The sequence below is a fragment of the Corynebacterium sp. HMSC04H06 genome (assembly GCF_001815935.1).
Classification (GTDB): Bacteria; Actinomycetota; Actinomycetes; order Mycobacteriales; family Mycobacteriaceae; genus Corynebacterium.
In genome coordinates this window covers 19703-38660 of record NZ_KV823402.1, presented here as the reverse complement: position 1 = coordinate 38660, position 18958 = coordinate 19703, and the positions used below count along the sequence as shown (strand labels likewise).

The following is an 18958-nucleotide window of genomic DNA, read 5'->3' as shown; positions in this document are numbered from 1 at the left end:
CTGCGGATCGCCGCCACCGCCGCCGCTCCCCGCACCGGTGCGCCCCGCGGCAGCCGCCGGGCCCAGCAAAGCCCCCGGTCGGGATCCGTGCCGTCGCGGAGGGGCCGGCGGGTAACCGACGTGATCGCCAGCTTCGACGACGACGCGGTAGAGGCAGACAAAGGGGAAGAGGACTACTAACTTAAGGAGGCGAGATGCCCGAAGGTGATTCCGTCCTGCAGCTATCCAGCCGCTTGCAGTTCATGCGCGGCCGGGAGGTCACGCGCAGCTCCCTGCGGGTGCCGAGGTATGCCACCGTGCGCTTTGACGGGGAGACCTGCGAGCGCGTGTGGCCCTACGGCAAGCACCTGTTCATGCAGTTCGGGCAGCGCCTGCTGCACACGCACCTGAAGATGGAGGGGCAATGGGCCATCCATTATGTGGGGCAGCGTTGGCGCAAGCCGGGCCACAGCGCGCGGGTGATCCTGCAGCTGGCGCACCACCCGCGCGATATCGAGCTGGTCGGCCACTGGCTGGGCCTAGTCGAGGTGATGGCCGCTGATGACTACGCCGGCTGGGTCGCCGGCCTGGGCCCGGACATCTTGGACCCGGATTGGGAGGGGGCCGGCGGGCGCGTCGAGGCGCTGCACCGGCTGGCGGCCCGCCCGGAGCGGTCAATCGGGACCGCGCTGCTGGACCAGTCCAACGTGGCGGGCATCGGCAACGAATACCGAGCCGAAATCTGCTTCCTGGCCGGCCTCCACCCGGCCACGCCCGTGGGGCGGGTGGACCTGGAGGCCGTCATCGATATTGCCCGGCGAATCATGTGGGCCAACCGCGAAAGCCCCATCCGCGTGACCACCGGCGTGCGCCGGGCGGGCGAGACCTCTTACGTCTTCGGCCGCAACCGGGCGCGTTGCCGGCGGTGCGGCACCCGCATCGAGAAAGGATTCCTGGGCGGGCCGGACCAGGGCGGCGACGAGGGGGAACTGGAGCGGGTCATCTGGTTCTGCCCGCACTGTCAGCCGAACTACTAGGGCAAGCGGGGCGCGGCTAGGGGCCGACGCGGCGGCCGTGAGCGCGCTAGGATCGCGGATATGCGTTTGCTACTCAATATCATCTGGTTCTTGTTCGGCGGCCTGTGGCTCGCACTGGCCTATTTCATCTTCGGCGTTCTGGCCTGTATCTTCATCATCACCATCCCGGCTGGCGTGGCCAGCTTCCGCATGGCGGCCTACGCCATTTGGCCGTTCGGCCGGGCCGTGGTCCAGCCGGTGGGAGGGTCCAGCGGCATGTCGACGTTTTCCAACGTCGTCTGGTTCATCGTTGCCGGCGTGTGGCTGGCGCTGAGCCACCTGACCACGGCCGCGGCCCAGGCGATCACGATCATCGGTATCCCGCTGGCTATCGCCAACCTCAAGCTCATCCCGATCACCTGCTTCCCGTTCGGCAAGCAGATCGTGCCGAACGACCGCATCCCCGCCGGCTTCGAGCCGATGATCCGGATGTAGCTAGCGGGCTAGCCCCGGTGGGCGCGGTACCACTGAATGAGCGCGTCGGTGGACGCGTCGCCCGAAGCGGCGGTGTCCTCGCCGCGCACAGCGGCGGCCAGGTCGTTGGCCTGCTGCTTGCCGAGCTCCACGCCCCACTGGTCGAAGGAATTCAGCCCCAGGATGACGCCCTGGGTAAAGACGATGTGCTCGTAGAGCGCGATGAGCGCGCCGAGCGACTGCGGGGTGAGCTTCTCGGCCAGGATGGTGGTGCTCGGTCGGTTGCCGGGCATGACCTTGTGGGGGATAAGCTCGGCATCGACGCCCTCCGCGGCGAGCTCCTCGGCGGTCTTGCCGAAGGCGAGCACCTTGGTCTGGGCGAAGAAGTTGCTCATCAGCAGGTCGTGCATGGAGCCGGTGCCGTCAGCCGTCGGGAAATCCCGGTGCGGCTGGGCGAAGCCGATGAAATCCGCCGGGACCAGGTGGGTGCCCTGGTGGAGCAGCTGGAAGAAGGCGTGCTGGCCGTTGGTGCCCGGCTCGCCCCAGTAGATCTCAGAGGTCGTCGTGTCCACCGCTGAGCCGTCGCGGCGCACCGACTTACCGTTGGATTCCATGGTTAGCTGCTGCAGGTAGGCCGGGAAGCGGGAGAGATCCTCCGAATAGGGCAGCACCGCGTGGGACTCGGCCCCTAGGAAGTTGGTGTACCAGATGCCCAGCAGCGCCATCAGCACCGGGACGTTGGTGCTCACCGGTGCTTCGGCGAAGTGCTCGTCCATGGCCCGGAAGCCTTCCACAAAGCGCATGAAGTCCAGCGGCCCGATGGTGCACATCAACGACAGCCCGATGGCCGAGTCCACGGAGTAGCGTCCGCCGACCCATTCCCAAAAGCCGAACATGTTCTCTGTGTCGATGCCGAACTCGGCGACCTTCTCCGCGTTGGTGGATACCGCCACGAAGTGCTTGCGGATAGCCGACTCGTCGCCGTCGAACTGCTCCAGCAGCCAGCGCCGTGCCGCGTGGGCATTAGCCAGGGTCTCCTGGGTGGTAAACGTCTTCGAGGCGATGATGAACAGCGTCGACTCTGGGTCGAGGCGGTCCAGGACCGCGTCCAGGTCGGCCGGGTCGACGTTGGAGACGAACTCCGCGCTAATCCCGGCTACCTCGTAAGAGCGCAGTGCGCGGGCCGCCATGGCCGGGCCCAGGTCTGAGCCGCCGATGCCGATGTTGACGACCTTCTTGATGGTGTGGCCGGTGTGCCCCAGCCACTTGCCGGAGCGCAGCGCGGTGGCGAAATCGCGCATCCGGCCCAGGACCTCGTGGACATCGGCGGCAATGTCCTGGCCGTCGACCGTGAGGTCTTCTTCGGCCGGCAGGCGCAGCGCGGTGTGCAACACCGCGCGGTCCTCCGTGTTGTTGATGTGGGCGCCGGCGAACATGGCCTCGCGCACCTGCTCCACGCCGGCGGCCTCCGCCAGGGCGATGAGGGCGCCGAGGATTTCCTGGTCTACCAGGTTCTTCGACAGATCGACGTGCAGGCCCGCGGCGGTGAAGGAGAGGGTTCCCGCGCGGGATTCTTCCGCCCGGAAGAGCTCGCGGAGGTTAAGGGCGGTTTTCCCGTCGGCGAGCTGCGAAAGTGCCTTCCACTCGGCAGTGCTGGTGATGGTCGAACCAGTGGCGTAGGCGGTATTAGAATAATCCATGACGATTGGCTTCTGCGGCCTTTCTTCCGGTGTCTAAACGCGTGCTAAGTGCTAACCACAACCGTAGTCGAAGACTTCTGCGGGCGTGGTTAGAGGACGAGAGCGGCCGTCCAGCCCGCCACGAGCAGCGGGATGTTGAAGTGGAGGAAGGTTGGGATGACCGAATCCCGAATGTGGTCGTGCTGGCCGTCGGCGTTCAGACCTGCGGTCGGGCCGAGCGTCGAGTCGGAGGCCGGGGAGCCGGCGTCGCCCAGCGCGCCGGCCGTGCCGATGATGGCAACAGTCGCGGCGGGGCTGAAGCCCAGCGACATGCACAGCGGGACGTAGATAACGGAGATGATGGGCAGGGTGGAGAAGGAGGAACCGATGCCCAGGGTGACCACCAGGCCCACCAGGAGCATGCCGCCGGCGGCCCAGAACTGGTGCTCGCCGAAGATCTCGGCGGTGGCGTCGACCAAGGTCTCGACCTCGCCCGTGGCGGTCATGACCGAGGCAAAGCCCTGGGCGGTAATCATGATGAAGCCAATCAGCGCCATCATCTTCATGCCCTGGGAGAACACGTCATCGGCCTGGCGCCAGTTGACGGTGCCCGAAATGAGCAGGATGCCCAGGCCGATCAGGGAGCCGACCAGCAGGCCGTCGGCCTCGAAGTCGAGCGCCTGCATGATGACCTGGACCGCGAAGGTCGCGATGATCGCGATGACGGAGATGGTCACCCGGTAGGGCGAGATTTCCTGAGAGTCCGGGGCGTCGTCCGAAATCGGGGTATCGGCGTAGTCGCGCGGCTTGCGGTAGGTAAAGAAGATGGCGATGAGCAGGCCGACCAGCATGCCCACGGCCGGAATGGCCATGATGGGCATGATGGACAGGTCTCTGGTGTCCAAGCCGGCCTCGGAGATGTTGAACAGCAGGATGTCGTTGAGGTAGATGGACCCGAAGCCCACCGGTACGAAGAAATAGGTGGTTACTAGGCCGAAGGTCAGGCAGCAGGTGATCAGGCGGCGGTCGAGGCGCAGCTTGTTCATGACGGTCAGCAGCGGCGGGACCAAAAGCGGGATGAAGGCGATGTGGACCGGGATGAGGTTCTGGCTCATCACGGCCATGGCGATAAGCCCCAGCACCAGGATCCACTTGGTGGTGGCCACGGCGGCCTTGTTGAGCTCGCCGTCTTGGTTGCCCAGACGCTTGACCAGGAAGTTGGCCAGCAGGTGGGGGAGCCCGGCCGAGGCCACGCCCATGGCGAAGGCGCCCAGCAGGGCGTAGCTTAGGGCGATCTTAGCGCCGCCGCCGAGACCGTCCTGGAAGGCGAGCATGGTGCCGTCCAGCCCCATGCCGGCCAGGAGCCCGCCGGTGAGGGCGCCGAGGAAGAGCGCAACGACCACATGAACTCGCAGGAGCGCGAGGACGAGCATGACGATGACGGCTATTAAGACGGCGTTCATGCGTCTAGATTACTGTACGGATTGCCCAAAACGGGCGCGGGGGTAGGGACGATTATCCCAGGCGGCCGCGGCCCATGCGCAGCAGCGCTGAGGCGATGGCGGGGCCTTCTTCGCCCAGATCGTCGCGGAACTGGTTGAGGATGGCGATCTCCCGCGTGTGCACCAGTCGGGTGCCGCCAGACCCCATGCGGGTCCGGCCGATGGCTTGGGAGACCGCGGTGCGGTGCTTGATGGCCTCCAGGATGATCTGGTCCATCCGGTTGATCTCTTCCCGGTATTTCTGGATTTCCTGATCCGAGAGGGGATCGTCCGTGCCCGAGGGCGTCCGGACCTCAAGGTTGGCGAGCTCGTTGTGTACCGCGTCTGGCATAACCCAATTGTGCCACCTGGGCAGCCAAAAAGTAACTCCGCTCGGCTGTGTGTCGGGGCCGGCTAGTAGGTTGGTAGTCATCATGAATGATTCCTCGCCATTTTCCCAGCCCGCAGACCGCAACCCCTTCGGCCGGCCCGCCGCGCCCGCGGCCGCGTCCCAGCCCGGCCAGGCCCCGCAGCCTGACGTAGACCCGCTCGTCGAGGGCCTGAACCCGCAGCAGGCCGCGGCGGTGACCCACACCGGCTCGCCGCTGCTTATCGTCGCGGGCGCCGGTTCCGGAAAGACCGCGGTGCTGACCCGCCGGATCGCCTTCCTGATGCGCTCGCGGAACGTGGCGCCCTGGGAGATTTTGGCTATTACCTTTACCAACAAGGCCGCCGCGGAGATGAAAGAGCGCGTCGGCCAGCTGGTCGGCCCCGTCGCGGAGCGGATGTGGGTGGCCACCTTCCACTCCATCTGCGTGCGGATCCTGCGCGCCCAGGCGCAGCTGGTGCCGGGGTTGAATACCAACTTCACCATCTACGACGGGGATGATTCCCGCCGCCTTTTGTCCATGATCGCCAAGGACCAGCAGCTGGACATTAAGAAGTTCACCCCACGGGTGCTGGCCAACCAGATCTCGAATTACAAGAACGAGCTCATCGGCCCGCAGCGGGCCGCGGAGGAGGCCGCGGCCACCAAGAACCCGTTCGACACGACCGTCGTCGGGGTCTACGCGGAATACCAGCGCCGCCTGCGCGCGGCCAACGCGGTCGACTTCGATGATCTCATCGGAGAGGTCGTCCGGATTTTTCAGCAGCACCCGCAGGTGGTGCAGTTCTACCGCCGCCGCTTCCGCCACGTGCTCATTGATGAGTACCAGGACACCAACCACGCCCAGTACGCGCTCGTCGCCGCGCTGGTCGGCCAGGGCAACGGCGCCGCCACGGGCAACGGGCAGGGGAGCCCGGACCCGGCGGTCCCGGCACCGGAGCTGTGCGTGGTCGGTGACTCGGACCAGTCCATCTACGCCTTCCGTGGCGCCACCATCCGCAATATCCAGGAATTCGAGCGGGACTACCCGCAGGCCCGGACAATCCTGCTGGAACAAAACTACCGGTCGACGCAGACCATCCTGAACGCGGCGAACGCGGTCATCGCCAAGAACGAAAACCGGCGGGAGAAAAACCTGTGGACCGCCCACGGTCAGGGCGAGAAGATCATTGGCTACGTCGCGGACAATGAGCACGACGAGGCCCGCTTCATCGCCGCGGAGATCGACAAGCTGGTCGACGGCGGACGCAACCTCAACGACATCGCCATCATGTACCGCACCAACAACGCCTCCCGGGCGCTGGAGGATATCTTCATCCGCTCCGGGATCGCCTACCGCGTGGTGGGCGGCACGCGCTTCTACGAGCGCAAGGAAATCCGCGACATCGTGGCCTACCTGCGGATCCTGGACAACCCGGACGACACGGTGAGCCTGCGGCGCATCATCAACGTGCCCAAGCGCGCCATCGGGGACAAGGCCCAGGCCCAGATCGCGCTGCACGCGGAGAACCTCGGGGTCAGCTTCGGCAAGGCCCTGCTCGACGGGGCGGCCGGTCAGGTAAACGGCCTGGGCACCCGTGCGGTCAACGCCGTGGGCAAGTTCACGGAGATGATGGACGGCATCCAGGCCCAGCTGCCGGGCATGACCAACCAGGTCACCGGGCAGCCGGACCTGGGCGAGCTAATCTCCCTGCTGCTCGATGCCACGGGCTACCGGGCCGAGCTGGAAAACTCCAACGACCCGCAGGACGGCGCGCGCCTGGACAACCTCAACGAGCTGGTCTCCGTGGCGCGGGAGTTCTCCTCTGAGGCGGCCAACCAGATGGCCTTCGACGGCTCCGATGCCGCGCCGGAGGCCGACCCGGCCGACGACGGGCAGGCAGCGCCGGGCTCCCTGCAGGCGTTTTTGGAAAAGGTCTCCCTGGTTGCTGACGCCGATCAGATCCCGGATGACGACTCCGGTGTGGTCACGCTGATGACCCTGCACACGGCGAAGGGCCTGGAGTTTCCGGTGGTCTTCCTTACCGGCTGGGAGGACGGCCAGTTCCCGCACATGCGGTCGCTGGGAGACCCGAAGGAGCTGAGCGAAGAACGCCGGCTGGCGTATGTGGGCATTACCCGCGCGCGGGCGCAGCTCTACGCCACCCGCGCTATCATTCGTTCCTCCTGGGGCAACCCGATGACCAACCCCGCCAGTCGCTTCCTCGCCGAGATCCCAGAGGATCTTATCGACTGGCGGCGGGAGGAAAACGATAGCTCCCTCAGCTCCGCGTGGGGTGATGATAGCTATCAGTACGGGCGCAACTTCGGGTCGTCCTGGTCCGGCTGGTCGCGCAAGTCCGGCTCCGCTGCGTCTTCCCCATCGCAACGGAAAAAGCCGGCGGCTGCTACGTCCATGCCGAAGAACAAGAATCTCAACCTGGCCGTGGGGGACCGTGTCAACCACGCCAAGTATGGCCTGGGAACGGTCATTAGCTCCGACGGTTCGGGTGCGCGGGCGACCGTCACCGTGGATTTCGGCTCTGCTGGGAAAGTCCGCCTGATGTTGATTGGCGGACTTCCCATGGAAAAGCTCTAGACGGAAATACCGCGCTCTGCGAACCAGGTAACCGGGTCCACGGGGCCGCCACCGCCGGGGTGGACCTCGAAGTGCAGGTGCGGGCCGGTGGACACACCTTCGTTGCCGATGGAGGCGATCTGCTGGCCGGCGGTGACGCGCTCGCCGACGCCCACCAGCAGGGAGCTGGCGGCCATGTGGCCGTAGACGCTCACGGTGCCGTCGTCGTGCTGGATGCGGATCCAGTTGCCGAAGCCCTGCGCCGGACCGGAGGAAATCACGGTGCCGTCCATCACGGCGTAGATCGGGGTACCTACCGGGTTGGCAATGTCGATGCCGTTGTGCATCGCGCCCCAGCGGGAGCCGAAACCAGACGTCAGGGTGCCGGTGGTCGGGAACACGACGGTGTTGCCGTTGGCGTCCTGAGAGTGGGTGGCACGCAGGCCGGAGTGTTCGCCCTCGGGCGCGAAGGCATCCTCAAGTCCCGGTACGGCAGTCGGGTCGAGGACGATGTTGAGCCCTGCCTCGGTCTGGTTGACGGACGGGGTGATCGTGCCGTTGAACAACTGGGTAGTGGATTTAGCGAGGCCGAAGAGAGCATCGGTGAGGGCGTCGTGGTTGACGTCGCTGACGGTCGGCTCGGAGGAACCGTCCGACACGTTCACCGTCGCCGCGGGGGCGGCGCTGGCGGCCGTGGCACCAAGCGTGGCGGCCAAGCCGGTGGTCAGTGCCAGGGCACCGGCCATAGCGGCCCGGCGGGCGCGATGAGTGCGCTTCATAGACTACGTCCTTTATCAGCGTGAGGGTATGTGGTGGCGAGCCAGTCAGCGGGCAGTACCGCGAGGGGCACGCTCCAGCACGGGGGCCGGCGCGGCCGCCGAAAGGCAACGAACTAAAAGTTAGCCCGGTTGGCGGGGGAGCGCAACGCCAAAAAGAGCAGGTAGAAGGCCACGTTTGTTCGAAAACAGTCGAACATGCCAGCGTGTTACGCGTGTTGTAATTGGGGCTAAAGGTGCAAATGTTTTTAATGTGGCGAACGTGGGGGTGGCGCCTGGGGGTAGCGAAAAGCCCCTCGCCGCGCGGTGCGGCGAGGGGCTTTGAGGTTGGAAAGAAGCTGGCGGCTTTTAGGAGATGTTGATGCCGCGCTCAGCGAACCACGGGATCGGGTCGACCGGGGTGTTGCCGTCCGGGTGGATCTCGAAGTGTAGGTGGGAACCGGTGGAGAAGCCGCGGGAACCCATGCCGGCGATCTTCTGGCCGGCGTGGACCTGATCGCCGACTGCGACGTCGAGGGTCTCCATGTGGCCGTAGACGGCGATGGAGCCGTCCTCGTGCTTGATGCGGATCCAGTTGCCGAAGCCGGAGGCCGGGCCGGAGTCGATGACGATGCCGTCCATGGCGGCGACGATCGGGGTGCCGATGGCGTTAGCCAGGTCGATACCGTTGTGCATGGCGCCCCAGCGGGCACCGAAGCCGGAGGTGTAGGCGCCCTCGGCCGGCTTGACGATGGAAGGGGCACGGGAAGCAGCGTCCGCGGCGATGCGGGCGTCGGCGGCCTCGATGGCCTTGTTGAGCTGCTCCGAGAGGTTGTCAACCGGCTTGGACTCGGCGATCGCCAGGATCTGCGGGGCGGCGGTTTCCACGGCGGCTGCGCCGTTTTCGGCCAGCTCGTTGGAGTCCGTGGTCAGGTCGTAGTCGACGCTTTGCGCCTTGGTCTCGTGATCGGCGTTAGCCTGCATCTGAGCAGCTGCGGCGCCGCCAACGCCCGCAGTGGAGGCCGCACCGGCAGCCACGGTTACTAGGGCGATACGGCCCTTGGCAGTTTGCGAGGTAGTGGTCTTGTGGTGGCGTCCCACGCCGGCCCGCTGGGTCTTGCTTCGCATTAAACTTCTTCCCGTACTTGTCTTAAATCGTGTAACGCTGCTTCCGCGTTACTTAATCTCGCTCAAGGTTACACGATTGTGACCTTCTTGTTACCAACGTCTGGTAACAATAGCGGTTCGCACAGGGTCAAGCAAGCTAAAACGATGTTATAAAACCGCTGCAAGGGGGTTTGCACACGTCAATGCAGGAAACTTTTAAGTCACACTGCCGAGGGGGTGCGTCGAGCATTGATGACTCCCGTCCCTCCCGTAACACTACCGGAACCGCCCGGCGGGCCGATAACGGGGGCGGAAGTTTGTTTCGGTGGGCCATTGCGGGCAAGAACTAAGAGATACTGAAAAACCTGAATCTCTAAAGTTCTACGTGAGGGTTAATACAGTATATATAGGAGCCCCCGCTGCGCCCTGCCGCCGGCGCCCCGTCGGGGCAGGGGATTCGCCGCCGGTGGGCCGTGCCAACCCGAAACCGCGCCGGTGGCGTGGCAAGGTAGAGGCGATGAATAAGAACACCAGCCCCCACTCGCGGTCGTCGTCGGGTCCGCGTAGCCAGGCCCGCGGACGCACCAGCCCCTCCAGTGCCGCCCAGCCGGCTGCCCGCGTGGCCTCCCGCGCTGGTGCGCAAGCTCGGTCCCGCACCGCGCCGAAGGCGACGGGCACCAAGGCCCGCCTCATCCGTATGCTGCTGACCGTCGGCGTGCCGAACCTGGCCGTCATCGGCACCATCGTGGTCATCGCGCTGGCCTCGGTCCTGCTTTCCAGCGCGCCGTTGGCCTGGCTGCCCTCGATCATCGGTGAGGCCTGGATGGTGCTCAACCTCGTGCCGGTGCACGCCGGGGGAAACACTATCTCCGTGCTGCCCTTCCTGCCCACCATCGGTCTGGTGTGGTTGCTGGCCGGGCGCATCCACCGCGCGGTCAAGCACAAGGTCAGCGTCAACGACTTGTTGCTGCTGCTGGCCTGTGCTTTGTGTGTGCCGGTCCTGATAACGCTCGTGGCCTGGTTCATGCTCTGGGACGCCGGCAAGGTCTACGATCTTGCTGCCCCGAACCTGGCCGTCGCCGTGCTGCGCGTCGCGGTCATCCACCTAGTCGCGCTGGCGCTGGGCATGGGCCCGCGCCTGTGGACCGCACTGCTGAAGCGCTACGGCCTGCCGGTCACGGTGGTGGCTAGCGCCCAGGTCGCCTTCCGCTTCATCGGCGCGCTGCTCGTGGCCGGCCTGGCCCTGCTGCTGGTCGTCGGTCTGTTCGGCTGGCAGCGCCAGGACGAAATCTTAAGCTCCTACCCGGACCTGCCCGCGGCGGGCGCGGCTGTCCTCTACGGCCTGAGCCTGCTCTACCTGCCCAACGCCGCGCTGGTGGCCGGGGCGAACCTGCTAGGTGCGGAGTTTCACATGGGGCAGGCGAGCGTCTCACTGTTTAGCATCCACCTGGTGCCGCTGCCGCCGCTGCCGCTAGTGGGCGTTATCCCGGGCAGCGCGCCCGCCTGGGCGTTGGTCCTGCTGGTCCTGGCCGGCGTGGCCGCTGCCTGGGCATGGCGGGGCAAGAACCCCAGCCCGCGCGCCGCGGTGGAGGCCTCCGTGCTGGCCGGCCTCAGTGTGGCGCTGCTCGCCGCGTTTACCACGGGCGAGGTCGGCGTCTACGGCGCGACCGGCATCATGGTCGCCATGGCCGGCGCCCTGGCCGTCGTCTGGGTCTTGGTCATCGGCTTGGCCGCCTGGGCCATTAGCCTGTGGCAGGACCGCCGAGCCAAAGCACCGGCCGTCGCACCGGCTGCCGCGCCGGCTGCCGCTGCCGCTTCCCCGAGCGCCGATGGGGCACGCGCCCGTGAAGCGGACGCCGCCGAGGTGGAGCCCGACGAAGGGGTCCCTGCCGGGGCGGACAGCGTGGACAGTGCGGAAGAAGCTGGCTCCGGCGCGGACACCGCTGCCGACGCAGACGTTGCTGCCGACGCGGAGATTGTGGATCCTGACGACGCCGACGGTGCTGAAGCCGTCAACGCCGACGCGGAAGACCCGGCGCAGTCCGAACCGGATGATGGTCCGGAGATCATCGACGCCGAGGAGGTTGCTGCCGAAGAGGCCGCTGCCGAAGAGGAGGACGACGCCACCGCGGGGGCGGGCGAGGACGCCGGGCAGGCGGAGCAGCAGGCTGCCTCGACCGGGGATGAGGCTGCTGATCCGGCCGATGGGGTGGCGCGTGGGGGAAGTCAAAAGGACTGAAAGTTCCGCGGGCCTACCCTTTGGGGCTAGTCTGTTAGGCGTGACTTCACCCGCAGATGCTTCTGTTGATTTCATTGACTCCGACAATCAGGCCCAGCCGGCGGGCGTGACTGACACCGCGGCATCGGGGCCCCTGCGCGTCGTCGTGCTGGTCTCCGGCACCGGCTCACTGCTCCAGGCGATTCTGGACTCGCAGGACGAGTCCTACCGCGTGGACAAGGTCGTCGCCGACAAGCCCTGCCAGGGCGTGGAACGCGCGGAAGCAGCCGGCATCGTCAGCGAGGTCGTGCCGCTGGGTCAGGACCGAGACGCCTGGAACCGGGCGCTTGCCACCGCAGTGGGCCAGCCTGACGTGGTGGTCTCCGCCGGGTTCATGAAGATTCTGGGGAAGGACTTCCTCGACCAGTTCGCCGGCCGCATTATTAATACGCATCCCGCACTCTTGCCCGCCTTCCCAGGCGCGCACGGTGTCAGGGATGCGTTGGCGTATGGGGTGAAGGTCACCGGCTCCACCGTTCACTACGTTGATGCTGGCGTGGATACCGGCCAGATCATCGCCCAGGAGCCCGTGCGGGTGCTGGCCGATGATGACGAGGCCAGCCTCCACGAGAGGATCAAGGTCGTGGAACGGCAGCTGATTGTCCGCGTGCTGCGCGCTGCGGTGCGCGGCGCGGACGCCGCCGCGGGCGGAATAACCTTTGATTGCTAAATTTTGGTGTCTATTTTTCTGTCAGGAAGGCAAGACGAATCCATGAGCGACGAACGCAAGCCCATCAAACGCGCGCTGATTAGCGTCTACGACAAGACCGGGCTGGAAGACCTGGCTCGCGCCCTAGCCGACGCCGGCGTGGAGATTGTCTCCACCGGCTCCACCGCCAGCCGGATCGCCGACCTGGGCATCGACGTGACCCCGGTCGAGAAGCTGACCGGCTTCCCGGAGTGCCTGGAAGGCCGCGTGAAGACGCTGCACCCGCGCGTGCACGCCGGCATCCTGGCCGACACCCGCAAGGAAGACCACCTCGCCCAGATCAAGGACCTGGACATCGAGCCCTTCCAGCTGGTCGTGGTGAACCTGTACCCGTTCGCGGAGACGGTGGCCTCCGGCGCGGATTACGACGCCTGCGTGGAAAAAATCGACATCGGCGGGCCGTCCATGGTGCGCGCCGCGGCGAAGAACCACGCCTCGGTCGCCGTCGTGGTCAACCCGAACCGCTATGACTCCGTCATCGACGCGCTATCCACCGGCGGCTTCGAGCAGCAGGAGCGCTTCCAGCTCGCCGCCGAGGCCTTCTCCCACACCGCCCAGTACGACGCGGACGTTGCCGGCTGGTTCCGCACCCAGGGCGCGGACGCGGATTCCGGCACGACCGCCCTGCGCTACGGCGAGAACCCGCACCAGGCCGCCCGCGTGGTGCGAAACCGCGACGGTAAGGGCCTGGCCAACGCCGAGCAGCTCGGCGGCAAGGAGATGAGCTACAACAACTACCAGGACGCCAACGCCGCCTGGCGCGCCGCCTGGGATCACGAGCGCCCGTGCGTGGCCATCATCAAGCACGCCAACCCCTGCGGCATTGGCGCCGACGACGAGAACATCGCCGCCGCGCACAAGGCCGCCCACGCCTGCGATCCGATGTCCGCCTACGGCGGGGTCATCGCCGCCAACCGCGAGGTCACCCTGGAAATGGCCGAGCAGATCAAGCCGGTCTTCACCGAGGTCGTCATCGCTCCCAGCTACGCTGACGATGCCCTGGAGCTGCTGCAGACTAAGAAGAACCTGCGCATTCTGCGCGCCGAGCGCGACGAGGCCGCCGAGGAGGAGCGCCCGATCTCCGGCGGCGTGCTGGTCCAGGACGTCGACGCCTACCAGGCCGAGGGCGACCAGGCGGAGAACTGGACCCTGGCCGCCGGTGAGGAGCTCGACTCCGAGGCCCTGTCCCAGCTGGAATTCGCCTGGCGCAGCGTCCGCGCGGTCAAGTCCAACGCCATTCTTTTGGCCCGCGACAACGCCACCGTCGGCGTGGGCATGGGCCAGGTCAACCGCGTGGACTCGGCCAAGCTGGCCGTCGAGCGCGCCAACACCCTGGGCGAGGACGGCGAGGAGCGCGCCCGCGGTTCCTTTGCCGCCTCCGATGCCTTCTTCCCGTTCGCTGACGGCCTGCAGGTGCTCATCGATGCCGGCGTGACCGCCGTCGTCCAGCCGGGCGGCTCCATCCGCGACGAGGAAGTCATCGCCGCCGCCCAGGAGGCCGGCGTGACGATGTACTTCACCGGCACCCGCCACTTCGCCCACTAGAGCGGCCCGTGTAATTCCCTGAGCGGGCCCGCCTGCGGCCGTTTGTGTGTACAGGCCGGGCCTGCGGGCTAGGTACGTGTTAGATTTACTAATCGCAGACCTAGACAAGGGAGAAACATGGCGCACACGCACGGCGCGGGACGCGGCTCGGGGGATGACCCCCAGGAGCCGGTCACCGCGGAGCTACCGGTGGTCAGCGCGGGCGAGGAGCCGCGCCGCGCCCCGGGACGGGGCGCGCTCATCGGCGCCTTTGGAATACTCGCGGCCATCGTCGTGATCGCTGTCATCGCCGCGCTCAGCCTCCAGCGCGGGTGGCTTGGCATGTCGTCTACCGACGAGGGCGAGCCCGCCCCAGCACCCGCCTCCAGCTCGTCCAGCCAGGCTGACACCTCTGAGGCGTCTTCGAAAACGAGCAGCTCTAGCGCCGCCTCTACCGCCGCGGAGTCGAGTTCGTCTTCTGCGTCGCCTTCGGCTGCGTCCTCCGAGTCGTCCACGCCGGAAACTACGCCGTCTTCTGAGCGGTCCGCTGGGCGCTCATCGGGGTCCCGCTCCAGCGACCGGGCGGCCGCGGCCGCGCCGACGACGCGCGCTAGCGAGCCCACCCCGGAGGCTCGGCCGCCGCGGTATACCTCCGCCGCACCCGGCAGCAATCAGACCTCCGCTGCCTTCGCGGACTCGGTCTATTCCGCTTTCACCTCTGCCTATAGCCAGTCCGGCAACCCGAACACGCCGGTGGAGGCCTACAGCCCGGTTACGGGGCAGTGGTACAAGATGCAGTGCACCGGCACCGCCAACGCGGTGACCTGCCGCGGCGGTGACGGCGCGGTGGTGAATATCTCGTGAGCAAGTACTGGGCCGCCACCTTTTGCGGGCTCGCCGCCAGCGCCCTGCTGGTCGCCTGCAGCAGGGGCGGCGGGGTAGAGGAGTCGAAGCCGCCGGCGCGCAGCACCAACGCGGCGCGCGCCGGGGCTTTCCCCGCCAGCATCGACCAGAAGGCGTTGAAGCGTGCGGTAGCCGCTGCAACCGAGAAACTCGGCGGCGACGTCGGCGTCGCGGTGGCCACCCCTGACGAGCTTATGAGCGCCGGCACCACCACGGGGTTTGCGGCCTGGTCGACGGCGAAGGTGCCGATTGCCATTGCCGCCTGCCAGGCCGGCACCGCGGACCCTGACCTCGTCGAGGCTGCCATCACTTATTCCGACAACGACGCTGCGCAGGCGCTCTGGGTGAGCCTGGGGGCCGCCGAGACAGCCGTGGAGCAGACCCAGGCGGTACTGCGCGAGGGCGGCGACACCGTCACCGAGGTCCAAGGCAAGATGACCCGGGACGGGTTTACCCCCTTCGGCCAGACCGAGTGGGGGCTCAAGGAGCAGGCCACCTTCGCCGCGCAGCTGCCGGAGGTCGATGACGCGGACTCGGTCATCGAGGCCATGCGGACCCCGGACCCCCTGCAGGATTACGGGCTGCGGGCCATCCCGGGCGCGGCTATCAAGGGCGGCTGGGGGCCGGATGATGACGGCTTCTACAGCGTCGTGCAGCTCGGTCACGTGAAGTTGGACGGCAAGGAGATAGGCATGGCGGTATTCTCCCGCCCCGAAGACGGCACCTATGAGGCCGCCCAGGAGCAGCTCGACTACCTGGTCTACCTGCTGACCGGGGAGAAGACCGACAAGGCGGCCTAGACTCCTCCCGGGTGCAGGACGTATAAGGCTTAAGTCCTAATCTGTAGGGAGGAAAGACGAGCTTTAAGGAGGCCCACACGGCATGACGCAGCACTATAACCTCTACGAGAGCCTGGGACTTAACCCGGGCGCGTCCTCGGACCAGCTTAATGCCGAGCTCAGCGCCGCGCTGCAGGCTCTCGAGGAGCAAGGCGCCGGGATGTCCGATCCGCGCTTTCACGAGACTGCCACTGCCCGGGCGATCCTGGGCGAGGAGCGCCGGCGCGCCCAGTACGACGCCCGGCTCACCGATAGCGCGGCCCGCCCGATGAACATCAGGGACCTCATCCACCTGGCCGAGCGCGGTCAATTCCTGGATGCCCCGGAGGAGAAGCCGCGGTATCAGACCCTGTCCATCGTAACCCGCCGGGTCGCCGAGGTTGAGCCCACCGGGGCGCCGCTGGCTCGCTTCCGTGCGGCTCCGGGAGTGGTCAAGACCGTGCTGGCCATTGCGGCCGTCATGCCGGCGGTGCTGCTGGTTGGCTTCGTGTGCATGGCAGTCATCTTCGCCGTCGACAGCGCCGGCAGCACCGTCTATAGCCACGGCGGGGTCTTCGACGAGTTCGCGACGCTGCTGGACACGTCCTTCAACAGCCTCTACCTGCTGGTGCTGGCCGTCTTCGTCCTGGTGAACATCCTCTGGGCCGGGCGCGTGCTCCACGACGTGCTGTATCCCGCCCGCGGCGGCCAGAACGTACTGCTGGGGGTGGAAACCCTCGGCTTTGCGGTGGTGGAGCTTTTCGTGATGGTCGGCTTCGGAGCCGCGGACTGGGTCATGTTCACGCTGCCGTTTGTCGCCCATATCGCCGTCGGTGCCCTGCTGTTTAGCGGGGCCGTGGGGCGCTGGTGCAAGGGCGAGATCCAGACCCGCGAAGTGGTCGAGGGGCCGCGGGACTAGCGCTTCTTTTTCTTCTTCCGCCGGTCGGCCGCAGCGGCGGCGGCCGCGGAGATGGAGTCCGAGCGGGACTCGAGCAGCTTCAGGGTGGCTGCGACCCGGTCATCGGGAAGTTCGGCGCCGAGGACGGCCAAGGAAGCATCGGCAAGCATGACGGCGGTCTCCGGCACGGTCTGATCGGAGGCAGCGAACGGGGGAGTGCCGTCGTTGCCGCGCATCTCAATAACCGACAGCGCGATGTGGAACGGCAAGGTGATGCGCAGGTCCTGCTCGCCGACCAACGCCGCGGCGAAGGTCTGGAAATGGTGCTCTAGCCGCGCGCGGGACTGGTGATACTCGGCGAATTCCTCCGAGTTCGCCACCGGCAGCTGGTAGAGCCGGCCGACGTTCCAGCCGCTGGTCAAAAGCAGGCGTGACTCCGCGGCCACCAGCGCCCACAGGCGCAGCTCCGGAGTGGTCTCCAGCTGAGCGAGATCATCGGCCAGGTCGAGGGAAGGCTCGATGGTCGAGTTCAGCAGGGTCAGAAAGATCTCGGTCTTCGACGGGAAATGGTAGTAGAGCGAGGCCTGCCGGATACCGACGGCTTCGGCGATCTGGTGGGTCGAGGTCGTGGCGAAGCCCTGGGTGGTAAACAGCTCGGAGGAGGCGTCCAGGATCTCTTCGCGCGCGGTGCTACCCCGACGTCGCGGAGAATTCTTCCGCGGCCTGCCAACTGCACCAGCCATAGACCTAAAACACCTTCCCTTTCGCCTGAGAGTCGGAAATCAACGAACCGAAGAACATATCAACCTTATATCTTAAAGGCTATCGCGCTAGGACGCGCGGGCGGCAATACCCTGTAATGTTGCCGACACCGTCCGGCACGCCGAGCCGTAGGCCGTGCGGTCCAACGGCGGCAGGTCCGCCAAGCGCTGCCTACGGGTGCCCGCGTGGTTGAGCCAGGCCCGTAGGTAGAGCTCCAGGCCCGTGCGCCAGGCCAGCGTCAGGGCCTCGCCCTCGGCGGGGATCAGCAGCTGCTTCTCCGTACCGATGGCCAGCCGGTCCGCCGTCGGCCGCGGCGCCGGGGCCGCCCAACGGGCCACGGACGCGAGGGGCACCAGCAGGAAGCTATGGATGTCCACGGCCGCATCCGGGTCCGGCAGGCCGTTGACCAACTGCAGCGCCGGCGGCTGCGTGCCCAGCGCCTGGCGCAGCAGCGCTGCCGATGCCTCCTCAGGCAACGTCAGGCCCGCATCCGCTCGGTAGATCAGCGCGTCCTCTACGGCACGCGGCTCGATATCGACCGAGGACAACAGGTCGTCCAAGTCCGCGTTAGCCGGGCCCAGGTAGTCCACGGGCAGGCCCGGCAGGCCGTCGCCGCGGGCGATGGGGCCGGTCAGGCGGACCGGGGAGTCGATCGCGGGGGAGTAGACCACGCCGTGGACCACACGGGAGTACCACGCGGCCAGCTCTTGCGCGTCCGCCCGGTGGTGCAGGGCGTTGCGGGCCAGCTCGTGGGACTCCGACAGGATGCCGCGCGCGGCGGGCAGGGACTCGCAGCGCCCCGCCTCCTCGGCGAGTTCGACTAGTGACGGATGCAAGGCCATAAGCAACGCGCCTTTCTTATGCGGGGTGGATGAAATCTGTCTACAGTCTAACGGGTGGTGGGGCGGGGTTGTGCTCCGGATACGCCAAACGCCGCCGCGGCGACCCTGCCCGTGAAGGGCGGGGCGCCGGCGACGGCGTTTAGTTTAAGATCCTTTTACCGTGTCACACTTGCCAGCGGCAAAAGTGCGCTGTTGAAACCCTGCTACTTAATTGTTTAGCGGGTGGTGAACGGCAGGAGAGCCATTTCGCGAGCGTTCTTGACCGCGGTAGCAACCTGACGCTGCTGCTGCGGGGTCAGACCGGTGACCCGACGCGAACGAATCTTATGGCGGTCAGAGATGAACAGACGGAGGGTCTTGGTGTCCTTGTAATCCACCTTCTCGATGCCCTCTGCCTTCAACGGGTTCTTCTTCGGACGGCGGGTCTGCTCCATCCGGAACTTCTTGTGGTTATTGCGCTTCATTGTTGCAATTCCCCTTTACCAGCTGGACTTACGAACGCCCGGCAGCTCACCGCGGTGAGCCATCCCGCGCATGCGGACACGGGACAGGCCGAACTTGCGGAGGTAACCGCGCGGACGACCATCGTGGGCGTCGCGGTTACGGATGCGGGACTTGGAAGCGTCGCGCGGCTGACGGTTCAGCTCGAACTGTGCCTCCAAACGGTCCTCGTCCGAGGTGTTCGGGTTCTTGATGATTGCCTTGAGCTCAGCGCGACGCTCCGCGTAGCGGGCGACGATTTCCTTGCGCTGCTCGTTCTTAGCGATCTTGGACTTCTTAGCCATTGA

The 18958-nt window shown here is 66.6% G+C and carries 19 protein-coding genes; 10 read left to right on the top strand and 9 right to left on the bottom strand.

Features of this window, described 5'->3' with window-relative positions; translation table 11 throughout:
• From HMPREF3067_RS11410 to HMPREF3067_RS01135, 3 genes are all read left to right on the top strand, one after another.
• The coding region (locus HMPREF3067_RS11410; RefSeq protein WP_210400061.1) for a hypothetical protein at positions 1–180 on the top strand (180 nt) is incomplete at its 5' end.
• Between the two features lie 14 nt (positions 181–194).
• Positions 195–1016, top strand: coding sequence for a DNA-formamidopyrimidine glycosylase family protein (locus HMPREF3067_RS01140; RefSeq protein ID WP_070767909.1), 822 nt, complete (start codon positions 195–197; stop codon positions 1014–1016).
• 60 nt (positions 1017–1076) lie between these two features.
• The gene (locus HMPREF3067_RS01135) at positions 1077–1490 is read left to right on the top strand and encodes a YccF domain-containing protein (protein WP_070767908.1); all 414 of its coding nucleotides are present in this window, start codon (positions 1077–1079) and stop codon (positions 1488–1490) included.
• A gap of 8 nt (positions 1491–1498) precedes the next feature.
• Here the strand turns inward: HMPREF3067_RS01135 and pgi are convergent, their stop codons facing one another.
• From pgi to HMPREF3067_RS01120, 3 genes are all read right to left on the bottom strand, one after another.
• The gene (gene pgi, locus HMPREF3067_RS01130) at positions 1499–3169 is read right to left on the bottom strand and encodes a glucose-6-phosphate isomerase (RefSeq protein ID WP_070767907.1); all 1671 of its coding nucleotides are present in this window, start codon (positions 3167–3169) and stop codon (positions 1499–1501) included.
• Between the two features lie 89 nt (positions 3170–3258).
• Complete coding sequence (locus HMPREF3067_RS01125; protein ID WP_070767906.1) at positions 3259–4611, bottom strand: Na+/H+ antiporter family protein; 1353 nt, start codon at positions 4609–4611, stop codon at positions 3259–3261.
• 52 nt (positions 4612–4663) lie between these two features.
• Positions 4664–4981, bottom strand: coding sequence for a chorismate mutase (locus HMPREF3067_RS01120; RefSeq protein ID WP_070767905.1), 318 nt, complete (start codon positions 4979–4981; stop codon positions 4664–4666).
• A gap of 82 nt (positions 4982–5063) precedes the next feature.
• On the opposite strand from HMPREF3067_RS01120, the gene pcrA reads away from it, so the two are divergent.
• Entirely contained in the window at positions 5064–7595 is a 2532-nt protein-coding gene (pcrA, locus tag HMPREF3067_RS01115) for a DNA helicase PcrA (protein ID WP_070767904.1), read from the top strand.
• Here pcrA and HMPREF3067_RS01110 read toward each other — a convergent pair.
• Positions 7592–8353 (bottom strand): M23 family metallopeptidase, encoded by a 762-nt coding sequence (locus tag HMPREF3067_RS01110; RefSeq protein ID WP_070767903.1) that lies wholly within the window; start codon positions 8351–8353, stop codon positions 7592–7594. The two genes, pcrA and HMPREF3067_RS01110, sit on opposite strands and share 4 nt — an antisense overlap.
• Before the next feature lie 345 nt (positions 8354–8698).
• Positions 8699–9457: a M23 family metallopeptidase gene (locus tag HMPREF3067_RS01105; protein ID WP_070767902.1), complete on the bottom strand. Its 759-nt coding sequence runs from the start codon at positions 9455–9457 to the stop codon at positions 8699–8701.
• Positions 9458–9953: 496 nt separating this feature from the next.
• Here HMPREF3067_RS01105 and HMPREF3067_RS01100 point away from each other — a divergent pair, with 496 nt between their 5' ends.
• The 6 genes from HMPREF3067_RS01100 to HMPREF3067_RS01075 all read left to right on the top strand — a co-directional run bounded on the left by HMPREF3067_RS01100 (position 9954) and on the right by HMPREF3067_RS01075 (position 16587).
• Positions 9954–11675, top strand: coding sequence for a cell division protein PerM (locus HMPREF3067_RS01100; protein WP_141759296.1), 1722 nt, complete (start codon positions 9954–9956; stop codon positions 11673–11675).
• Positions 11676–11820: 145 nt separating this feature from the next.
• Positions 11821–12384: a phosphoribosylglycinamide formyltransferase gene (purN, locus tag HMPREF3067_RS01095; protein ID WP_070767914.1), complete on the top strand. Its 564-nt coding sequence runs from the start codon at positions 11821–11823 to the stop codon at positions 12382–12384.
• A gap of 42 nt (positions 12385–12426) precedes the next feature.
• A complete protein-coding gene (purH, locus tag HMPREF3067_RS01090; protein WP_070767900.1) occupies positions 12427–13968 on the top strand; it encodes a bifunctional phosphoribosylaminoimidazolecarboxamide formyltransferase/IMP cyclohydrolase in 1542 nt (513 codons plus the stop codon).
• A 117-nt stretch (positions 13969–14085) separates the two neighbouring features.
• Positions 14086–14811 (top strand): hypothetical protein, encoded by a 726-nt coding sequence (locus HMPREF3067_RS01085; protein ID WP_070767899.1) that lies wholly within the window; start codon positions 14086–14088, stop codon positions 14809–14811.
• Positions 14808–15650 carry a serine hydrolase gene (locus tag HMPREF3067_RS01080; protein ID WP_070767898.1) on the top strand — a complete coding sequence of 281 codons (843 nt, stop codon included), beginning with the start codon at positions 14808–14810 and terminating at the stop codon, positions 15648–15650. Before HMPREF3067_RS01085 ends, HMPREF3067_RS01080 begins: the two co-directional genes overlap by 4 nt.
• A gap of 82 nt (positions 15651–15732) precedes the next feature.
• Positions 15733–16587: a J domain-containing protein gene (locus HMPREF3067_RS01075; RefSeq protein WP_070767897.1), complete on the top strand. Its 855-nt coding sequence runs from the start codon at positions 15733–15735 to the stop codon at positions 16585–16587.
• On the opposite strand, the gene HMPREF3067_RS01070 is transcribed toward HMPREF3067_RS01075, so the two are convergent.
• The 4 genes from HMPREF3067_RS01070 to rpsN form a co-directional block, all read right to left on the bottom strand.
• The gene (locus HMPREF3067_RS01070; protein WP_070767896.1) at positions 16584–17309 is read right to left on the bottom strand and encodes a TetR/AcrR family transcriptional regulator; all 726 of its coding nucleotides are present in this window, start codon (positions 17307–17309) and stop codon (positions 16584–16586) included. The genes HMPREF3067_RS01075 and HMPREF3067_RS01070 overlap by 4 nt on opposite strands.
• Before the next feature lie 87 nt (positions 17310–17396).
• Complete coding sequence (locus HMPREF3067_RS01065) at positions 17397–18170, bottom strand: hypothetical protein (RefSeq protein ID WP_070767895.1); 774 nt, start codon at positions 18168–18170, stop codon at positions 17397–17399.
• A gap of 215 nt (positions 18171–18385) precedes the next feature.
• The gene (rpsR, locus tag HMPREF3067_RS01060) at positions 18386–18634 is read right to left on the bottom strand and encodes a 30S ribosomal protein S18 (protein WP_070767894.1); all 249 of its coding nucleotides are present in this window, start codon (positions 18632–18634) and stop codon (positions 18386–18388) included.
• 15 nt (positions 18635–18649) lie between these two features.
• Positions 18650–18955, bottom strand: coding sequence for a 30S ribosomal protein S14 (gene rpsN / locus HMPREF3067_RS01055; protein ID WP_070767893.1), 306 nt, complete (start codon positions 18953–18955; stop codon positions 18650–18652).
• Positions 18956–18958: the final 3 nt, after the last annotated feature.